The organism is Xanthobacter pollutisoli, from assembly GCF_040044995.1.
Classification (GTDB): Bacteria; Pseudomonadota; Alphaproteobacteria; order Rhizobiales; family Xanthobacteraceae; genus Xanthobacter.
Genome location: NZ_JBDZDP010000008.1, coordinates 127,378 through 144,076, shown reverse-complemented (window position 1 = coordinate 144,076; position 16,699 = coordinate 127,378). Strand labels below are relative to the sequence as shown.

The following is a 16,699-nucleotide window of genomic DNA, read 5'->3' as shown; positions in this document are numbered from 1 at the left end:
CCCTGAGATGACGAAAGGGGGCGACGCCAGCCGTCGCCCCCTTTATTCTGGCTTCATGAACGTGCATGCCCCGAATGCCGCGCCCGCCGCCGCCCGAGCGGTCAAGTCCGGCGCCTCCGTCTGCCCCCATGATTGCCCGTCCACCTGTGCGCTGAAGGTGGACGTGATGCCCGACGGCCGCATCGGCCGGGTGCACGGGGTGAAGGAGCAGAGCTATACCGCCGGCGTCATCTGCGCCAAGGTCGCGCGCTATGCCGAGCGGGCCAACCACCCGGACCGCCTGACCCACCCGCTCCTGCGCACCGGCCCCAAGGGCTCCGGCCAGTTCGCCCGCATCTCCTGGGACGAGGCGCTGGACCGCGTCGCCGAGGGGCTCCTTGCGGCGGAGCGGGCGCACGGGGCGCAATCGGTCTGGCCCTATTTCTACGCCGGCACCATGGGTCTGGTGATGCGCGACGGCATCAACCGGCTGACCCACGCCAAGGGCTATTCCCGCTTCTTCTCCACCATCTGCGTCAATCCCGCCTGGAGTGGCTACGTCGCCGGCGCCGGGCGCATCGCCGGGGCGGACCCGCGCGAGATGCGGGTGTCGGATCTCGTCACCCTGTGGGGCACCAATGCGGTGTCCACCCAGGTCAACGTGATGACCCACGCCATCCATGCGCGGAAGACCCGCGGCGCGAAGATCGCGGTGGTGGACGTCTATCGCACGCCGACCATGGAGCAGGCGGACATCCCCCTGCTCATCCGTCCCGGCACCGACGGGGCGCTGGCCTGCGCGGTGATGCACGTGCTGTTCCGCGACGGCCACGCCGACCGCGCCTATCTTGCCGCCTACGCCCGCGATGCCGAGACGCTGGAAGTCCATCTGAAGAGCCGCACGCCGGCCTGGGCCGCCGCCATCTGCGGCCTCCCGGTGGAGGAGATCGAGGCCTATGCCCGGCTCGTGGGCGAGACGCCCCGCGCCTATTTCCGCATCGGCTACGGCTTCTCCCGCAGCCGCAACGGCGCGGTGAACATGCATGCAGTCGCCTCCATCCCGGTGGTGGCGGGCAGCTGGCAGCACGAGGGCGGCGGGGCGCTGCATTCCATGTCCGGCACCTACGGCTGGCGCAAGAAGATGATCGAGGGCCTCGACCGGCTCGATCCAACCGTGCGCGCCCTCGACCAGTCGCGCATCGGCCCCATCCTGATGGGCGAGGCAGACGCTCTCGCCGGCGGGCCGAAGGTGGCGGCCCTGTTCATCCAGAACACCAATCCGGTGGCCATCGCGCCGGAGCAGGAGAAGGTGAAGCGGGGCTTCGCGCGGGAGGACCTGTTTGTCGCCGTCCACGAGCAGTTCATGACCGACACGGCGAAGATGGCCGATATCGTCCTGCCCGCCACCATGTTCACCGAGCACGACGACCTCTATCAGGCCGGCGGGCATTCCCACATCCAGCTGGGCGCGAAGCTGGTGGAGCCGCCGGGCGAGTGCCGCTCGAACCATGACGTCATCTGCGCCCTGGCGGCGCGCGTCGGCGCCGACCATCCCGGCTTCGCCATGTCGCCGCGCGAGCTTATCGACTGGACCCTGCGCGAGAGCGGCCGCGCGCCGCTGGACGAATTGGAGCAGGCCCATTTCCTCGACGTGGCCGCGCCGTTCCGCGAAGCCCATTTCCTCGACGGCTTCGCCCATCGCGACAAGCGCTTCCACTTCGCCGTGGACTGGGCAAACCTCGCCTACCCCGCGCCGGACAAGTTCGGCCCGGTGGCGGACATGCCCGCCCTGCCGGACCATTGGGCGGTGATCGAGGAGGCGACGTCCGAGCACCCCTTCCGCCTGGTGACGGCGCCGGCCCGCAACTTCCTCAATTCCTCCTTCACCGAGACCGCCACCTCGCAGGAGCGCGAAGGTGCGCCCTCCCTGCTGATCCATCCCGAGGACGCCGCAGGCCTCGGGATCTGCGAGGGCGATGCCGTGGCGGTGGAGAACCCGCGCGGACGCGTGGAGCTCAGGGCACGGCTGTTCGACGGGCTACGGCGCGGCGTGGTGGTGTCAGAGCAGATCCAGCCCACCCGCGCACATCGCGGCGGGCGCGGCATCAATACGCTGACCGGTGCCGACCCTGTCGCGCCGGTAGGTGGCGCCGCGTTTCACGACAACCGGGTGCGGGTGGAGAAGATCGTCTGACGGGATTTGCTGGAGGGACCCAGCCTCCGGCCCAGGCCTCTCACACCGCGGGCGCCACCAGCGGCAGCAGGCCGCCCTTGGCGCCGGCGATCTCCACCCGCTCGTCGGCCACCTTCAGTCGCCCGGAGGCGAGGAGTTCCAGCCCCTTCGGATAGATGACGTGCTCCTGCTCCAGCACCCGGGCTGCGAGGACGTCGGGCGTGTCGTCGGCCTCGATGGGCACCACGGCCTGGAGGATGATGGGCCCCTCGTCCATCTCCGCCCGCACGAAATGTACGGTACAGCCGTGGAAGCGCACCCCGGTCTCCAGCGCTCGCTCGTGGGTGTGCAGGCCCTTGAAGCTCGGCAGGAGCGAGGGGTGCACGTTGATCATCCGGTTGCGCCAGCGCTCCACCAGCCAGGGGGTGAGCAGGCGCATGAAGCCGGCGAGACAGACGATCTCGATGCCCTCGGCCTTCAGGTGCGCGTCCAGCGCCGCGTCGAAGGCGAGCCGGTCGGCATAGTCCTTGTGGGACAGGACGAGGGTGGGAATACGGTGGTCGCGGGCGAAGTCGAGCCCCGCCGCATCGGCGCGGTTGGAGAGCACCAGGGCGATCTCGGCCGGGAAATCCGCGGCCTCGGCCGCCTCAACCAGCGCCGCCATGTTGGAGCCACGGCCCGAGATGAGGACGGCCGTACGCTTCGGCGCCGGGGCCTCGGCGCCGCTCATGACTTGAACCCGAAGTCGGTCGCGCCTTCGTAGACCACATGGGCGGCGCCAGCGCCGGGCTCGATCACCCCGAGGCGCACCGCGCTCTCGCCGGCGTCGGCGAAGGCGTCGGCCACCTCTTCCTCGCGCTCGGCCGACACCACCACGGCCATGCCGATGCCGCAGTTGAAGGCCCGCAGCATCTCCTCCTGCGCCACCCCGCCGATGGCGGCCAGCCAGCGGAAGACCGGGGGCACCATCAGGTTGGTGAGGTCGATGCGGGCAATGGTGCCCGCCGGCAGCACGCGCGGCAGGTTCTCGGTGATGCCGCCGCCGGTGACGTGGGCGAGCGCCTTCACCGCGCCGGTCGAGCGGATGACGGACAGCACGCTCTTCACGTAGAGACGCGTCGGCGCGAGCAGCGCCGCCCCCAGCGTGGTGCCGGGATGGAACGGGGCGTCGTCGCCCCAGCCGAGGCCGGAGCGCTCGACGATGCGGCGCACCAGCGAATAGCCATTGGAATGCACCCCGTCGGAGGCAAGGCCGATGATGACGTCGCCCGCCGCCACGTCCTTCTTGGGCAGCAGATCGCCGCGCTCCACCGCGCCGAGGGAGAAGCCTGCGAGATCGTAGTCGCCATCGCGGTACATGCCCGGCATCTCGGCGGTCTCGCCGCCCACCAGCGCGCAGCCCGCCGCCTTGCAGGCCCGGGCGATGCCGGCGACGATATGGGCGCCCACGTCGGGAGCGAGACGGCCGGTGGCGAAATAATCGAGGAACAGCAGCGGCTCGGCGCCCTGCACCACCAGATCGTTGACGCACATGGCGACGAGGTCGATGCCGATGGTGTCGTGCACCCCGGTCTCGATGGCGATCTTCAGCTTGGTGCCCACGCCGTCGGTGGTGGCGATGAGGAGCGGATCGGTAAAGCCTGCGGCCTTCAGGTCGAACACGCCGCCGAAGCCGCCGATGTCGGCATCCGCGCCGGGGCGCGCCGTCGCCTTCACCAGCGGCTTGATGAGATCGACCAGGCGGTTGCCCGCGTCGATGTCCACGCCCGCGTCGCGATAGGAAAGTCCGTCCTGAGCCATAAGGTCCTCGTCGTTGCGCGGGGCTTAGCTTTGAATGCGGGGCAAAGCAAGGCGCACGGCCGTTTCACGCCCCGGGACGGCACGCCGTGGCCATGGCGGCCACCGCCTCCACGTCCTCGGCGAAGGGCAGCGTGCGGCGCCAGGCGAGCCCGATGGTGCGCGACGGCACCGGATCGGCAAAGCGCAGAAGCCGCACCCGCGGGATGGTCCCGCCCTCCGAGGTGACGAACATCTCCGGCAGCAGGGTCACGCCCTGCCCGTTGGCCACCAGCTGCGCCAGCGTGGAGAGGCTTGAGGCGCCGAAGCGGCGCAGGCGGCGCGCATCGGCATTGCGGCACACGTTGAGCGCCTGGTCGCGCAGGCAATGGCCGTCCTCCAGGAGGAGGAGGTCGGCGGCGAGGATGGCCTCCGGCTGGGCCAGGGGCCCCGAAAAATCGGCCGAACCTTCCGGCACCGCCAGCAGGAAGGGGTCGTCGAACAGGGCGCGGGTCTCCAGCGCCGGGTGTTCGACGGGAAGGCTCAGGATCACGATGTCGAGGTCGCCATGGGCGAGGTCCGCCACCAGCTGTTCGGTCTGGCTTTCCCGGAGCGCGATCTCGATGCCGGGGAAGCGGCGCTCCATCTCCGGCAGCAGGCGGGGCAGAAGATAGGGCGCCACGGAGGGAATGACGCCGAGGCGCATGCGCCCTTCCAGCAGCCGGCCGTGATCGCGGATGGTGCGCTCCATGTCGGCGAGGGCGGTGAGGACGCCGCGCGCCCGCGCCGCCGCCTCCTCTCCCACCGGCGTGAGGCGCACGCCGCTGCGGCCGCGCTCCACCAGGCGGACGCCGAGCATCTCCTCCATCTCGCGCACCTGCATGGAGAGCGCCGGCTGGGTGACGGCGCATTCCTCCGCCGCCCGGCCGAAATGGCGGTGCCGGGCCAAAGCGTCGAAATAGCGAAGCTGACGGGTGGAGAGCATACGATAAGGTTATCTTATCATGAACGCCATGCAATCTGATTTGTACTTATTCGAGGATGCTCCCATGCTGCGGCCACGTTTACCGCCGCCGGTTGCCCCGCGCGGCCATCAGGGAGCCAGCCATGACGCGACCCACTCTGACCACCACCGCCGGCAATCCCATAGCAGACAACCAGAACACGCTGACCGCCGGCGAGCGCGGCCCCGCCTTGCTGCAGGACTATCAGCTCATCGAGAAGCTCGCCCACCAGAACCGCGAGCGCATCCCCGAGCGCGTCGTCCACGCCAAGGGCTGGGGTGCCTTCGGCACGCTCACCATTACCGGCGACATCTCCAAATACACCAAGGCAAAGGCGCTCCAGCCCGGCGCCCAGACCCCCATGCTGGCGCGCTTCTCCACCGTCGCCGGCGAGCTCGGTGCGGCGGATGCGGAGCGCGACGTGCGTGGCTTCGCGCTGAAGTTCTACACCCCCGAGGGCAATTGGGACCTCGTGGGCAACAACACGCCCGTCTTCTTTGTCCGCGACCCCTACAAATTCCCGGATTTCATCCACACCCAGAAGCGTCACCCCAAGACCAACCTGCGTTCGCCGACCGCCATGTGGGACTTCTGGTCCCTCTCGCCGGAGAGCCTGCACCAGGTGACCATCCTGTTCTCCGACCGCGGCCTGCCCGTGGGCGTGCGCAACATGAACGGCTACGGCTCGCACACCTATTCCTTCATCAATGCGGCCGGCGAGCGTTTCTGGGTGAAGTTCCACTTCAAGACCCTGCAGGGCCACAAGCACTGGACCAATGACGAGGCCACCGAGGTGGTGGGCCGCACCCGCGAATCCACCCAGGAGGATCTGTTCACCTCCATCGAGCGCGGCGAGTTCCCCAAGTGGAAGGTGCAGGTTCAGATCATGCCGGAGATGGAGGCGGAGAAGACCTCCTACAATCCGTTCGACCTCACCAAGGTGTGGCCGCACGGTGAGTATCCGCCCATCGACATCGGCATCATGGAGCTGAACCGGAACCCGGAAAACTACTTCGCGGAGATCGAGCAGGCGGCCTTCTCGCCGTCCAACATCGTGCCCGGCATCTCCTTCTCGCCGGACAAGATGCTCCAGGCGCGGATTTTCTCCTATGCGGACGCGCACCGCTACCGGCTCGGCACCCACTATGAGCACCTGCCGGTGAATGCCGCCAAGTGCCCGGTGCACCACTATCACAAGGACGGCGCCATGCGCTTCTTCCCGCAGCTGACGGGGAGCACCGACGCCTATTACGAGCCCAACTCCTTCAACGGCGCCACCGAGGACGCCAAGTTCGCCGAGCCGCCGCTCAAGATCAAAGGCGATGCGGAGCGCTACAATCACCGCATCGGCAATGACGACTACTCCCAGCCCCGCGCGCTGTTCGAGCTGTTCGACGCCGGCCAACGGCAGCGGCTCTACGACAACCTCGCGGCCGGCATGTACGGCATCCCGCAGGAGATCGCCGACCGGCAGATCGCCCTGTTCACCAAGGTGCATCCGGAGTACGGGGCGGGCGTGCAGGCCGCCCTCGAGCATGTCACCCGCGCCAAGGCCGCCGAGACCGCCCAGCAGCAGAAGAACCCGGCCGGCCCCGTCGCCGCCGAGTGAGCCTTTCGTGAGCGGGGGAAGCCGGACGGCACACCCGTCCGGCGCCCGGAACAGGGATGCGCCCTCCGCGCATCCCTGTTCTTTTTTGCCGGAGCGAAGGCCGGACTAGTCCTCCAGCACCTTCAGCTTGAACAGCAGGCCGGCGAGATAGGCGCCAACCATCGGAACCACGATGAACAGCCACAGCTGGGACATCGCCTTGCCGCCGGCGAACAGCGCCGGGCCGATGGAGCGGGCCGGGTTCACCGACACACCCGTCACGGGAATGAAGACGATGTGGATCATCACCAGCGACAGACCGATGGCGAGACCCGCTGCCTGGGTGATGCCGGCCTTCGAGGTGGAGCCGAGGATCACCACCAGGAAGACGAAGGTGCCCACCAGCTCGGCCACGATGGCGGCACCGAGACCGTAGCCGCCGATATAGCCCTCGCCCCAGCCGTTCTGTCCGAGCCCGGCCGTCGCCACGTCGAAGCCGGCGAGCTTGCCGGAGGCGATGATGAAGAGGATCGCCGCGCCGGCGATGCCGCCGAGCACCTGCGCCAGCCAGTAGATGGGCACCTCCGACGTGGGAATGCGTCCGGCCGCCCAGACGCCCACGGTTACGGCGGGGTTGATGTGGCAGCCGGAGACGTGGCCGATGCCATAGGCCATGGCGGTCACCGCGAGGCCGAACGCGAAGCCGATCGCGAGCATGCCGATTGGCGCGGCACCGTATCCGGTCAGCACGGCGGAGCCGCAGCCGAACAGAACCAGCACGGCGGTCCCGATGAACTCGGCGACATATTTGTTCATGGCGTTCTCCCCAGCGCGGCCGCTTCGCCCGCTGTGGGGGGACGGCACGCATCCTCTTTGTCAGGTGCCAGTATCGCCGCCGAGGCCGGTGGAACCCTGCGGATCTGCTCCGCCCCACGTCGCCCGAACAGAAGGCCCCGCCCAGCCAAGCTCTACAGTGCGCCCCAGATCAAGACTGCAACCGGTGATCGGAGGCGCGCACCCCCACCTTTTTGGCGTGCACCCGCGAAGGCCGCGATGCTGCACTCGCGAAAAGATGAACGAACGGTGAAGCCGCGTGACTGCACGGGTTCAGGCGCGCCGTCGTATGAGAAGCGAAGAAACATCCTCCATTGAGGGGACGACCGGGCGGGGTTCGGCGTTTATGCCGGTGCCACGCGACGGACGAGTTCGAGATCAGATCATGAAGACGTCTTCCATCCTTGCGACTGCCGTGACCACGCTCATCGCCGCCGGCCTTCTGGGCGGCGATCTGGTGCGGGCTTTTCCCACCAGCTCCGAACCTGCGGAGGTGGTCGCGACAGACTCTAAGGCGCCCTATCGCTGGCGCGATTACTGGGAGCGGCCGGCTGCCGCCACCGCCACCGCCTGCCCGGCCCGCAAGAGCCTCAGCCTCTCCTGGGAAGGTCCCCGGATGACGTGGCAGAGGAGCTGCGGCGCCTAGCCTCCCACCGGTACCGAGCTGCCCGCCCCCACCTGACGCTCGCCAGCGGACATGGTACTGCTGCGCCGCCCCGACGATCGGGAGGGAGGGTGTTCATGACGCGACTTTGGACCGGTGCCCCGGCCGCAGCGCTCGCCGCGGCCGCGATGCTATGGACCGCGAATGGGCAGGCCCAGCAGGCCCCACCCGCTCCGCAGGCGCAGGCGCAGGTTGCCGCCCCCGACGCCCCCTTGCCGTGGCCTCGCGATTTCGACCTGCCCGACAACCAGCTGCTCCAGCTCTACCAGCCCCAGGTGGACAGCTGGAACGGTGACCAGATGGCGGGCCGTGCCGCGGTCGCCATCGGCCCCAAGGCAAGCGCGCCGACCTACGGCATGGTCCGTTTCTCCGCCCGAGTCGCCATCGACAAGCCGGCGGGCATCGTCCATTTCGCCACCCTGAGCATCGACGGCGTCGAGGTGCCCACCGAGCCGGCGAAGGCGGCGGTGATCCGCTCGGCCCTGCAGTCGCGGCTGCCCCAGGGCGGTATGACCATTCCGCTCGACCAATTGCAGGCGAGCTATGCCGTCAACCAGGAGCTGGCCAAGCTGAAGACCCAACCGGTGGACAACGCGCCGCCGCAGATCCTGTTTGCCACCTCCGCCACCATCCTCATTCCGGTCGCGGGAGATCCCGTGCTGCGCCCGATCAAGGGCGTCAGCGGCTTCCGCAGAGTCATCAACACCCGTCCTCTGCTGCTGCTCGACGATGCCGGCACCTATCACCTGGAGGCGGCGGGCCATTGGTACGAGACGCCCAACCTCTCCGGCACCTGGATCGTGACGCCGCAGGTGCCCGATGCGCTGGCCGCCGCCGGCAAGGCAGCCAACGCCGAGATCGGCGCCGACCCGCTCCTGAGCAGCGAGCACAAGCCCATCGACCCGGCCCCCGCCATCATCGTGGCGACGAAGCCCGCCGAGCTCATCCAGACCGAAGGCCAGCCGCAGATGCTGCCGGTGGTCGGCACCAACCTGCTCTCCATGAACAATGCCGACCACGCGGTGTTCATGGAGACCACCTCCAATTCCTATTTCGTGCTCATCTCCGGCCGCTGGTTCAAGGCGCCGGACCTGAAGGGGCCGTGGACCTTCATCGCCGCGAACGCGCTGCCCAAGGACTTCGCCAAGATCTCCCCGAACGATCCCAAGGCCAACGTGCTGGTCTCGGTGGCCGGCACACCGCAGGCCAAGGAGGCGGCCATCGCCGCCACCATCCCGCAGACCGCGAGCGTCAAGCGCACGGTGGACCTCAAGGTCGCCTATGACGGACAGGCGAAATTCGAGCCCATCGCCGGCACCCAGCTCGCCTATGCGGTGAACACCCCCACCCCGGTCATCCGTCTCGACGCCGAGCGGTTCTATGCGGTCAATGACGGTGCATGGTTCGTCGCCACCAGCGCCGCCGGACCCTGGCGGGTGGCGGACGTGGTGCCGGACGTGATCTACACCATCCCCGTCTCCTCGCCGGTCCACTACGTCACCTACGTGCGCATCTACGGCACGACGCCGGACGCGGTGGTGGTGGGCTATACCCCCGGCTACATGGGCGTCGTCGTGGCGCCGGACGGCACGGTGGTCTACGGCTCCGGCTACACCTGCCCGGGCTATGTGGGCACCTACTGGTTCTCCTGCCCCGTCACCTACGGCGTGGGCGCCGGCTTCGCGCTCGGCATTGACACCGGCTTCGCCTTCGGCTTCGCCACCGGCTGGGCCTGGGGTGCGGCGGTGTGGCCGGCCTGGGGTCCCTACTGGCATCCCTGGGGTCCCGGCCCGTGGGGTCCCTGGGGTCCGCATCCCTACGGCCCGTACGGCCCGTGGGGCGGCCACTGGGGCTATACCAACATCAACCAGACCAACATCTATGGCCGCTGGGGCGGCGCCGCGACGGTGAACCACGCCTGGGGCACCACCTGGAACGGCACCGAGTGGTCGGGCCGCGACTGGCACGGCACCACGGCGGGCGACACCCACTTCGCCGGGCGCTCCGGCGCTGCGTTCAACCCCTACAGCGGCAATTACGCCGCCGGCCGGGAAAATGCCCGCTACAATCCGGAGACCGGCGCCCGCGGCGAGTCCCGCGCCGGGGTGGCCGGCAATGCCTACACCGGCAATGCCGTGGCCGGCCGCGAATCGGCCGGCGTCAATCCCACCACCGGCACTGCCCACGCCTCGCAGACCACCGTCACTGACAAGGACGGCAATGTGAACGTGAACAGCCGCGGCGTCGCCGCCAATGCCCGCACCGACACCGCCGCGGCCTGGCACAACGGCAACGTGGTCGTCGACCATGACGGCAACGTCTACAAGCACACCGACAATGGCGGCTGGAGCCGGAACACCGGCTCGGGCTGGCAGAACGTGGACCGCAACGCCGATACCTCGGCCCTCGACAACGAGAGCCGCGCCCGCTCGTGGGGCGACCAGCGCGTCTCCAGCTATGGCGGCGACGGCTTCGGCGGCGACGCCTACGGCCGCGGCGACAGCTTCGGCGGCGACCGCTACGGCTCCGGCGGCTTCGACCGCGACTTCGGCGGCTACGGCGGCGGTGACCGTTTCGGCGGAGACCGTTTCGGGGGCGGCTTCGGCGGTGGGTTCGGCGGCATGCGCGGCGGCTTCGGGGGTGGCTTCGGCCGCCGCTGATCCCCCTCACCCTCCCAGCACTGACAGACGAAAAAGGCCGGGCCAGCGCCCGGCCTTTTTCATGGTCCCGCCGCTGCGACGGCCGCGATCAGGCGGCCTTGAGGAGTGGCGTACCGCCGGCGGCGAGTCGGCGCTGGACCTCGGAGGGGGCGAACTCCTCCGGCACCGCGCACAGGCCGGTCCGCACGCACCAGCGCCCCAGGCGCGGATCCGCAGTGAGGACGGTGAAGGGAATGGCGAGGACGTAGCCCGCCAGCACCGGCGCGGCCCACAGCACCAGCACGGGCGCCACCGCGACAAGCCCTGCAAGCACCGCGACGCCGAAGACAGTCTGCGGCCAGAAGGCGCGCGCCGCATCGCGCCAGTGCACGCCGTGCCCGTCGCGGGCCTGCGCCCGCCAGCCCGAGCCGGCCCGGCCCACGAGCAGGCGCCCCATCTCCAGCGTCACGGCCATGGCGGTGATGGCGCCGAGGAGGAAGGAAAAGACGAACTCCACCGCCACCGACCAGAGGAAACGCACGCCGCCGCCGTAGCGCGCGATGCCGCCAGCGGTCAGCGCCACGTCGGCGACGCCGGCGAGCTTCGGCGCCAGCGCCATGGCCATCATGCCGGCATAGAGCGCCATGGCGAGCCCGGCGGGATAGTCCGCGCCCGCCTCGGCGGCCGCAAACGGCAGCAGAGCGACGAGCAGCGGATGGGCCGGCACGGTGACGAACATAAGGATCGCCCACACCAGCTGGAACCGGCTCATCGGCAGCAGCCCCGCGGCGAAGCCCGGCTGCGCCAGGAGCCGCAGGTATTGGAGGTTGCCCCGGCACCAGCGCAGGTCGCGGCCGACGAAATCGGTGGCGGCGGGCGGGTTCTCCTCGAAGCTCTCGCTCTCCACCGGCAGCACACGCACCTCGTAGCCGGCGGCACGCATGAGCGCGGCCTCCACCTGGTCGTGGGACAGGATGGGCCCACCCAAGGGCGGCGCGCCGGGCAGGTGCGGCAGGGCGCAGGCGTCGCGGAAGGGGACGATGCGGATGAGCGCATTGTGGCCCCAGAACGGGCCGCAATCGCCCGCCCACCAGCTGGCGCCGAGGGTGTAGCAGCGCATGCCGTGACGCATGCCGAACTGGAAGATGCGCCCGAACGCGCTCTGCGACGGCAGCCCGACCACGAGGCTCTGCAGGATGCCGATGCGCGGGAAGGCCGCCATGATCCGCACCATGGAGAGGATGGTGCGCGCGCCCATCAGGCTGTCGGCGTCGAGGGGCAGCATGAATTCGGTGCGCGAGCCCGCCGCCTCGCAGAAGGCGCGGATGTTGCCGGCCTTGAAATCCGTATTGTGCGCTCGCCGGCGGTAGAAGATGCGGCCCGCGCCTTCCTCTGCCCTCCACTCGGACACCAGCGCTTCCTCGACAGCTGCGATCTCGGGTCGCGAGGTGTCGCTCAGGACATGGAAATCGAAGGCGGCGCCGTTACCCGTGGCGTCGAGGTCCGCCTTGACCGCCTTGAGGCGGGCGAGGGCGCGGGACGGGTCCTCGTTGCGCACGGTGAGAAGGATGGCGGTGCGCGCCGTCACCTCGCCCTCAGGAACCGGGGGCGAAAGGAAGGGGGCGGCGGCCTCCATCCCGTTGCGGCGCCCGTGCAGCAGCCAGAGCCCGACGGCGGCGTTCCACAGGCCGATGGAATTCCACGGGGTGATGGCGAGGGCGCAGATCAGCAGCAATCCGTCCACCAGGGAGATGCCGCCCGGGGCGACAAGCGCCGCCATGCCCGCTCCCACGACGACCAGGGTGACGATGTTGGCCGCCAGCATGAAACGCCGCCGCTTCCTCAACACTGCCAGCGGCTGGAGCAGGGCCGGGGTGCAGGCGGTGGCGGGATCGCCGGAACGCGGACCGGGGAAGGCTGACGGTGGACCGGACCGCGAGGACATGCATAGCTCCCTTGAAGCCGGCGAAGTGGCGGCAGGTCCTTCGGACCGGTGCGTTCAAGCCCGGATCGCTATACGAGAGCGCAAGCATGGCCGGCGAGACTGCGTCGAATTGCCTCAACCCCCACACCGCACGCGCCCTCTGGTACTGCGCTCCCGCCCGCAGCGAGCTGAGGGCGGAGACGCTGCCCGATCCGTCCCCCGGCTCGGCGCGCGTCGCAACCCTGTGGAGCGGCATCAGCCGCGGCACCGAACGGCTGGTGGCCGCCGGCCTGACCGATCCCGTCCACCGCGATCGCATGCGCGCGCCGATGCAGGCGGGCGAGTTTCCTTTCCCGGTAAAGTACGGCTATTGCGCGGTCGGCCGGGTGGAAGACGGGCCCGAGGCCCGATCCCACGGCCTTGCCGGGCGTCTGGTGTTCGCGCTGGCGCCGCATCAGGACCGCTTCGTCGCCCCCGCCGACGCGCTGGTGCCCGTGCCCGCGGCGGTACCCGCCCGTAGGGCGACCCTCGCTGCCAACATGGAAACCGCGCTCAACGCGTTGTGGGACGCCGGCGCAGGCCCGGGCGACCGCATCGCCGTGGTCGGCGCGGGGCTGGTGGGGCTCTGCATCACCTATCTGTGCGCGGGCCTGCCCGGCGCCGACGTGACGGCGATCGACCCCGACGCCGGCCGCGCGCCCCTCGCCCGCCTGTTCGGCGCGGCCTTCGCGGCAACTGCGCCGGACGGCATGGAGGCCGACATCGTCTTTCACACCAGCGGCACTTCGGCCGGGCTCAAGGCCGCCCTCGCCTGCTGCGGCGACGAGGGGCGGGTGGTGGAAATGAGCTGGTACGGCGATCGGCCCGTGGAGGTGACGCTGGGCGGCGGCTTTCACCACCGCCGGCTGGCGCTTCTCTCGTCACAGGTGGGCGCGGTGAGCCCCGGCCGCAGGCCGCGCTGGAGCCATCGCAGGCGCCTCGCCAAGGCCCTCGACCTCCTCGCCGACCCGCGCCTCGATGCGCTCATCACCCGCGAAGTCGCGTTCGACGACCTGCCGGCGGAGCTGCCCCGCATCCTGGGACCCGACCCTGAGGGCATCGCCACCGTGGTGCGCTACGGCTAGAGCAGCTCAGGGCGCGGATGCGCCGGGACATGCGCAACCGCATCTTCATCAGCGCCTTCAGTGTCCCCCGCCCCCGCCGCCTCCGGGCCTGGGCCGGCGCATGAGCGGCGCCGCGATCACGAGGGCGATGAAGAGGAAGCTGAGCAGGTAGAAGACGTCTGAGAAGGCCATCACCAGCGCCTGCTGGCGTACGATGGCGGCCATCTGCTTCAGCGCCGCCACCGGAGCGTCGGAGCCGAGCCTCGCGAAGCCCGCGGTCATGGAATCAAGGCGCTCCAGCGCGGCCTCGCTGGCCCATTCCACCTGCTCATGCAGGCGCGCGAGGTGCAGGTCCCAGCGGTTGTTCAGCACCGTGTTGATGAGGGCCAGCCCCACCGCCCCGCCCAGATTGCGCATCAGGTTGAACAGGCCGGAGGCATTCTTCATCTGCGCCGGCGGCATGGTGCCGAGCGAGATGTTGTTGATGGGGATCATCGCGATCATCAAGCCGACGCCGCGCAGGATCTGCGGGATGAACAGCTCCCAGAAATCCCAGTCCTTGGTGATGAAGGTCACCCACCAGGTGCCGACCGCGAAGGCCGCGAAGCCCGCGCCCATCATGATGCGCGGGTCGATCTTCGTCATCAGCCGCCCGGCGATGGGCGCGGTCATGAACATGGCGATGCCAGTGACGAACATGGTCTCGCCGATCTGCAGCGCCGAGTAGCCGCGCACCCGCCCGAGGAAGACGGGATAGAGATAGGTAAGCCCGTAGAGCCCGATGCCCATGACGAAGCTGAAGGCGGAGCCGATGGAGAAGTTACGGTTCTCGAATGCCCTGAGGTCCACCACCGGATGGTCGGTGGAGAAGACCCGGGCAAAGAAGGCGAGCGCCGAGACCGCGCAGACGACCGCAAAGGCCAGGATGTACTGATCCTCGAACCAGTCGTTGGTGGGCCCCTCCTCCAGCACGAACTCCAGGCTGCCGAGGAAGCCCGCCATGAAGAGGAGGCCCCACCAGTCGAACTTGTCGAGGAGCGAAAAGTCCGGCTCGTCGAAGTCGATCAGCGTCACCGCCGCCAGCACCACGAAGATGCCGGGGATGACGTTGATGAGGAACAGCCAGTGCCAGGAGAACAGGTCGGTGAGATAGCCGCCCACCGTCGGCCCGATGGTGGGCGCCAGCGTCGCCACGAGGCCGATCATGGGCGCCACGATGGGCTGCTTCTCGCGCGGGAACACCGTATAGGCGGCGGCGAAGACGGTGGGGATCATGCCGCCGCCGAGAAAGCCCTGCAGCGCCCGGTAGACGATCATCTCGTTGATGGAGGAGGCCGTCGCGCACATGAAGCTCATGACCGTGAAGCCCGCCGCCGAGGCCGCGAACAGCCAGCGGGTGGAGAGCGCGCGCGACAGGAAGCCCGAGAGCGGGATCATCACCACCTCGGCGATGAGGTAGCTGGTCTGCACCCAGGAGATTTCGTCGGACGAGGCGGCAAGGCCCGCCTGGATCTCGGACAAGGAGGCGGAGACGATCTGGATGTCCAGGATCGCCATGAACATGCCGAACACCATGCACAGGAAGGCGAACATGCGCCTTCCGTCCACATGACCAGCAGCCATGCCGCCGGCACCGGCGGCGGCGGGCGATGGCTTGAGCGTCAGGGTGTCGGCCATGGCCGCAGCTCCTGTCTATGCCCCGAGCGCGCTCAGGACGCCGGCGACGCGGCGGGCGCGGAGGCGGTGGAAGTGGACGGCGAGGACTTGGTGTCCACCGTCGCCGTCACCGACATGCCGGGGCGCAGTTCGTGCTTGGCCAGCACGGCGGGGTCGATGGCGATGCGCACCGGGATGCGCTGCACGATCTTGGTGAAGTTGCCGGTGGCGTTCTCCGGCGGCAGCAGGCTGAACACCGAGCCGGAGGCGGGCGAGACGCTCACCACCTTGCCGGTGAAGTCGTGGTCCGGATAGGCGTCCACATAGACGTCGACGCTCTGGCCGGGCTTCAGGCGGCCGAGCTGGGTCTCCTTGAAGTTGGCGTCCACATAGACGCTCTCCAGGGGCACCACCGCCACGAGGCGCGTGCCGGTCTGCACCAATTGACCCACCTGCACGGCACGGTTGCCCACCACGCCGTCGATGGGCGCGCGCACGACGGTGAAGTCCAGGTCGCGCTGGGCCTGGTCGCGGGCGGTGCGGAGTTCGTCCAGCACGTGGGCGGCCTCGGTGCGCTGGGCCTCCAGCACCACCACCTGCGCCTGCGCCGAGGCGATGGCGGCCTTTGCGGCTTCCACGTTGGCGGCGGTCTTGTCCTTGTCGGCCCGGGCGTTGTCGAGGGTGGAGCGGCTGGCGAAATCGGAGCGGGCCAGCTTGTCCTGGCGATCGAACTCCGACTGGGCGCGCTTCTGGTCCGCCTCCGCCGAGGTGAGCTGCGCCTTGGCCTGGTCGACGCTGGCGCGGGCCGCGGTCTCCTGCTGGTCGAAGCGGGAGAGGGTGGCCTCCTGGGTGGCGATCTTGTTCTCGGCCGCCTGGAGCGCGAGGCGGTAGTCGCCGTCGTCGATGCGCACCAGCACGTCGCCGGCCTTGACCCACTGGTTGGTCTCGACCTCCATGCGGGTGACGTAGCCGGCGACCTTCGCCGCGACGACGGACGTGTCGGCCGCGACATAAGCGTCGTCGGTGGCCACCTGGAAGCGGCCCACCTGCCACCAGTGAAGACCGAACCAGCCGCCCCCGGCCACCAGCGCGGCGAGCACCGCGCCGATGATCAGGCGCTTGCGCGAGCGCGGCTTGGCCGGCGGCTCGCTGGCGGGGGTTTCCGCAGGAGGCGCGGCAACCTCGTCGCGGCGCGCCTTAAGCACGGTCACGTCGGCGGACCCGGCGGAGGTCTCCCGCAGGGGCGCCCGCTCGTCCAATGTCTCTTGCTCCGCCTGCTGCGGGTCCCGCGCCCGGGCGGGGCCGGCCGAGCCGGCGTCCATCCTGCTGATCTGAGCCATTCCCTATCTCCCCGGCCAG

12 protein-coding genes are annotated in these 16,699 nt (G+C 69.5%); 5 read left to right on the top strand and 7 right to left on the bottom strand.

All coding sequences use genetic code 11. The annotated features are described in order from the left end of the window. Nucleotides 1-55: 55 nt before the first annotated feature. Nucleotides 56-2,173: a molybdopterin oxidoreductase family protein gene (locus ABLE93_RS16595; RefSeq protein ID WP_348840957.1), complete on the top strand. Its 2,118-nt coding sequence runs from the start codon at nt 56-58 to the stop codon at nt 2,171-2,173. Nucleotides 2,174-2,213: 40 nt separating this feature from the next. Here ABLE93_RS16595 and purN read toward each other — a convergent pair whose 3' ends face one another. The 3 genes from purN to ABLE93_RS16580 all read right to left on the bottom strand — a co-directional run bounded on the left by purN (nt 2,214) and on the right by ABLE93_RS16580 (nt 4,913). After that, nucleotides 2,214-2,882 carry a phosphoribosylglycinamide formyltransferase gene (gene purN / locus ABLE93_RS16590; protein WP_348840956.1) on the bottom strand — a complete coding sequence of 223 codons (669 nt, stop codon included), beginning with the start codon at nt 2,880-2,882 and terminating at the stop codon, nt 2,214-2,216. Further along, a complete protein-coding gene (gene purM / locus ABLE93_RS16585) occupies nt 2,879-3,952 on the bottom strand; it encodes a phosphoribosylformylglycinamidine cyclo-ligase (RefSeq protein ID WP_348840955.1) in 1,074 nt (357 codons plus the stop codon). Before purM ends, purN begins: the two co-directional genes overlap by 4 nt. Before the next feature lie 64 nt (nt 3,953-4,016). Beyond that, entirely contained in the window at nt 4,017-4,913 is an 897-nt protein-coding gene (locus ABLE93_RS16580; protein WP_348840954.1) for a hydrogen peroxide-inducible genes activator, read from the bottom strand. Between the two features lie 122 nt (nt 4,914-5,035). Here ABLE93_RS16580 and ABLE93_RS16575 point away from each other — a divergent pair, with 122 nt between their 5' ends. Next, the gene (locus ABLE93_RS16575) at nt 5,036-6,541 is read left to right on the top strand and encodes a catalase (protein ID WP_348840953.1); all 1,506 of its coding nucleotides are present in this window, start codon (nt 5,036-5,038) and stop codon (nt 6,539-6,541) included. 105 nt (nt 6,542-6,646) lie between these two features. On the opposite strand, the gene aqpZ is transcribed toward ABLE93_RS16575, so the two are convergent. After that, the gene (gene aqpZ, locus ABLE93_RS16570) at nt 6,647-7,336 is read right to left on the bottom strand and encodes an aquaporin Z (protein WP_348840952.1); all 690 of its coding nucleotides are present in this window, start codon (nt 7,334-7,336) and stop codon (nt 6,647-6,649) included. Between the two features lie 403 nt (nt 7,337-7,739). Between aqpZ and ABLE93_RS16565 the strand changes: the two genes are divergently transcribed. Together ABLE93_RS16565 and ABLE93_RS16560 are read left to right on the top strand one after the other, a co-directional pair. Continuing rightward, complete coding sequence (locus ABLE93_RS16565) at nt 7,740-8,000, top strand: hypothetical protein (protein WP_348840951.1); 261 nt, start codon at nt 7,740-7,742, stop codon at nt 7,998-8,000. A 95-nt stretch (nt 8,001-8,095) separates the two neighbouring features. Beyond that, a complete protein-coding gene (locus ABLE93_RS16560) occupies nt 8,096-10,678 on the top strand; it encodes an RHS repeat domain-containing protein (protein ID WP_348840950.1) in 2,583 nt (860 codons plus the stop codon). Nucleotides 10,679-10,766: 88 nt separating this feature from the next. Here the strand turns inward: ABLE93_RS16560 and mdoH are convergent, their stop codons facing one another. Continuing rightward, nucleotides 10,767-12,602 (bottom strand): glucans biosynthesis glucosyltransferase MdoH, encoded by a 1,836-nt coding sequence (gene mdoH / locus ABLE93_RS16555; protein WP_348840949.1) that lies wholly within the window; start codon nt 12,600-12,602, stop codon nt 10,767-10,769. An 86-nt stretch (nt 12,603-12,688) separates the two neighbouring features. On the opposite strand from mdoH, the gene ABLE93_RS16550 reads away from it, so the two are divergent. Continuing rightward, nucleotides 12,689-13,705 carry a zinc-dependent alcohol dehydrogenase gene (locus ABLE93_RS16550; protein WP_348840948.1) on the top strand — a complete coding sequence of 339 codons (1,017 nt, stop codon included), beginning with the start codon at nt 12,689-12,691 and terminating at the stop codon, nt 13,703-13,705. A 57-nt stretch (nt 13,706-13,762) separates the two neighbouring features. Here ABLE93_RS16550 and ABLE93_RS16545 read toward each other — a convergent pair whose 3' ends face one another. Both ABLE93_RS16545 and ABLE93_RS16540 read right to left on the bottom strand, forming a co-directional pair. Then, nucleotides 13,763-15,361 (bottom strand): DHA2 family efflux MFS transporter permease subunit, encoded by a 1,599-nt coding sequence (locus ABLE93_RS16545; protein WP_348840947.1) that lies wholly within the window; start codon nt 15,359-15,361, stop codon nt 13,763-13,765. Nucleotides 15,362-15,393: 32 nt separating this feature from the next. Further along, the gene (locus ABLE93_RS16540; RefSeq protein ID WP_348840946.1) at nt 15,394-16,680 is read right to left on the bottom strand and encodes an HlyD family secretion protein; all 1,287 of its coding nucleotides are present in this window, start codon (nt 16,678-16,680) and stop codon (nt 15,394-15,396) included. Nucleotides 16,681-16,699: the final 19 nt, after the last annotated feature.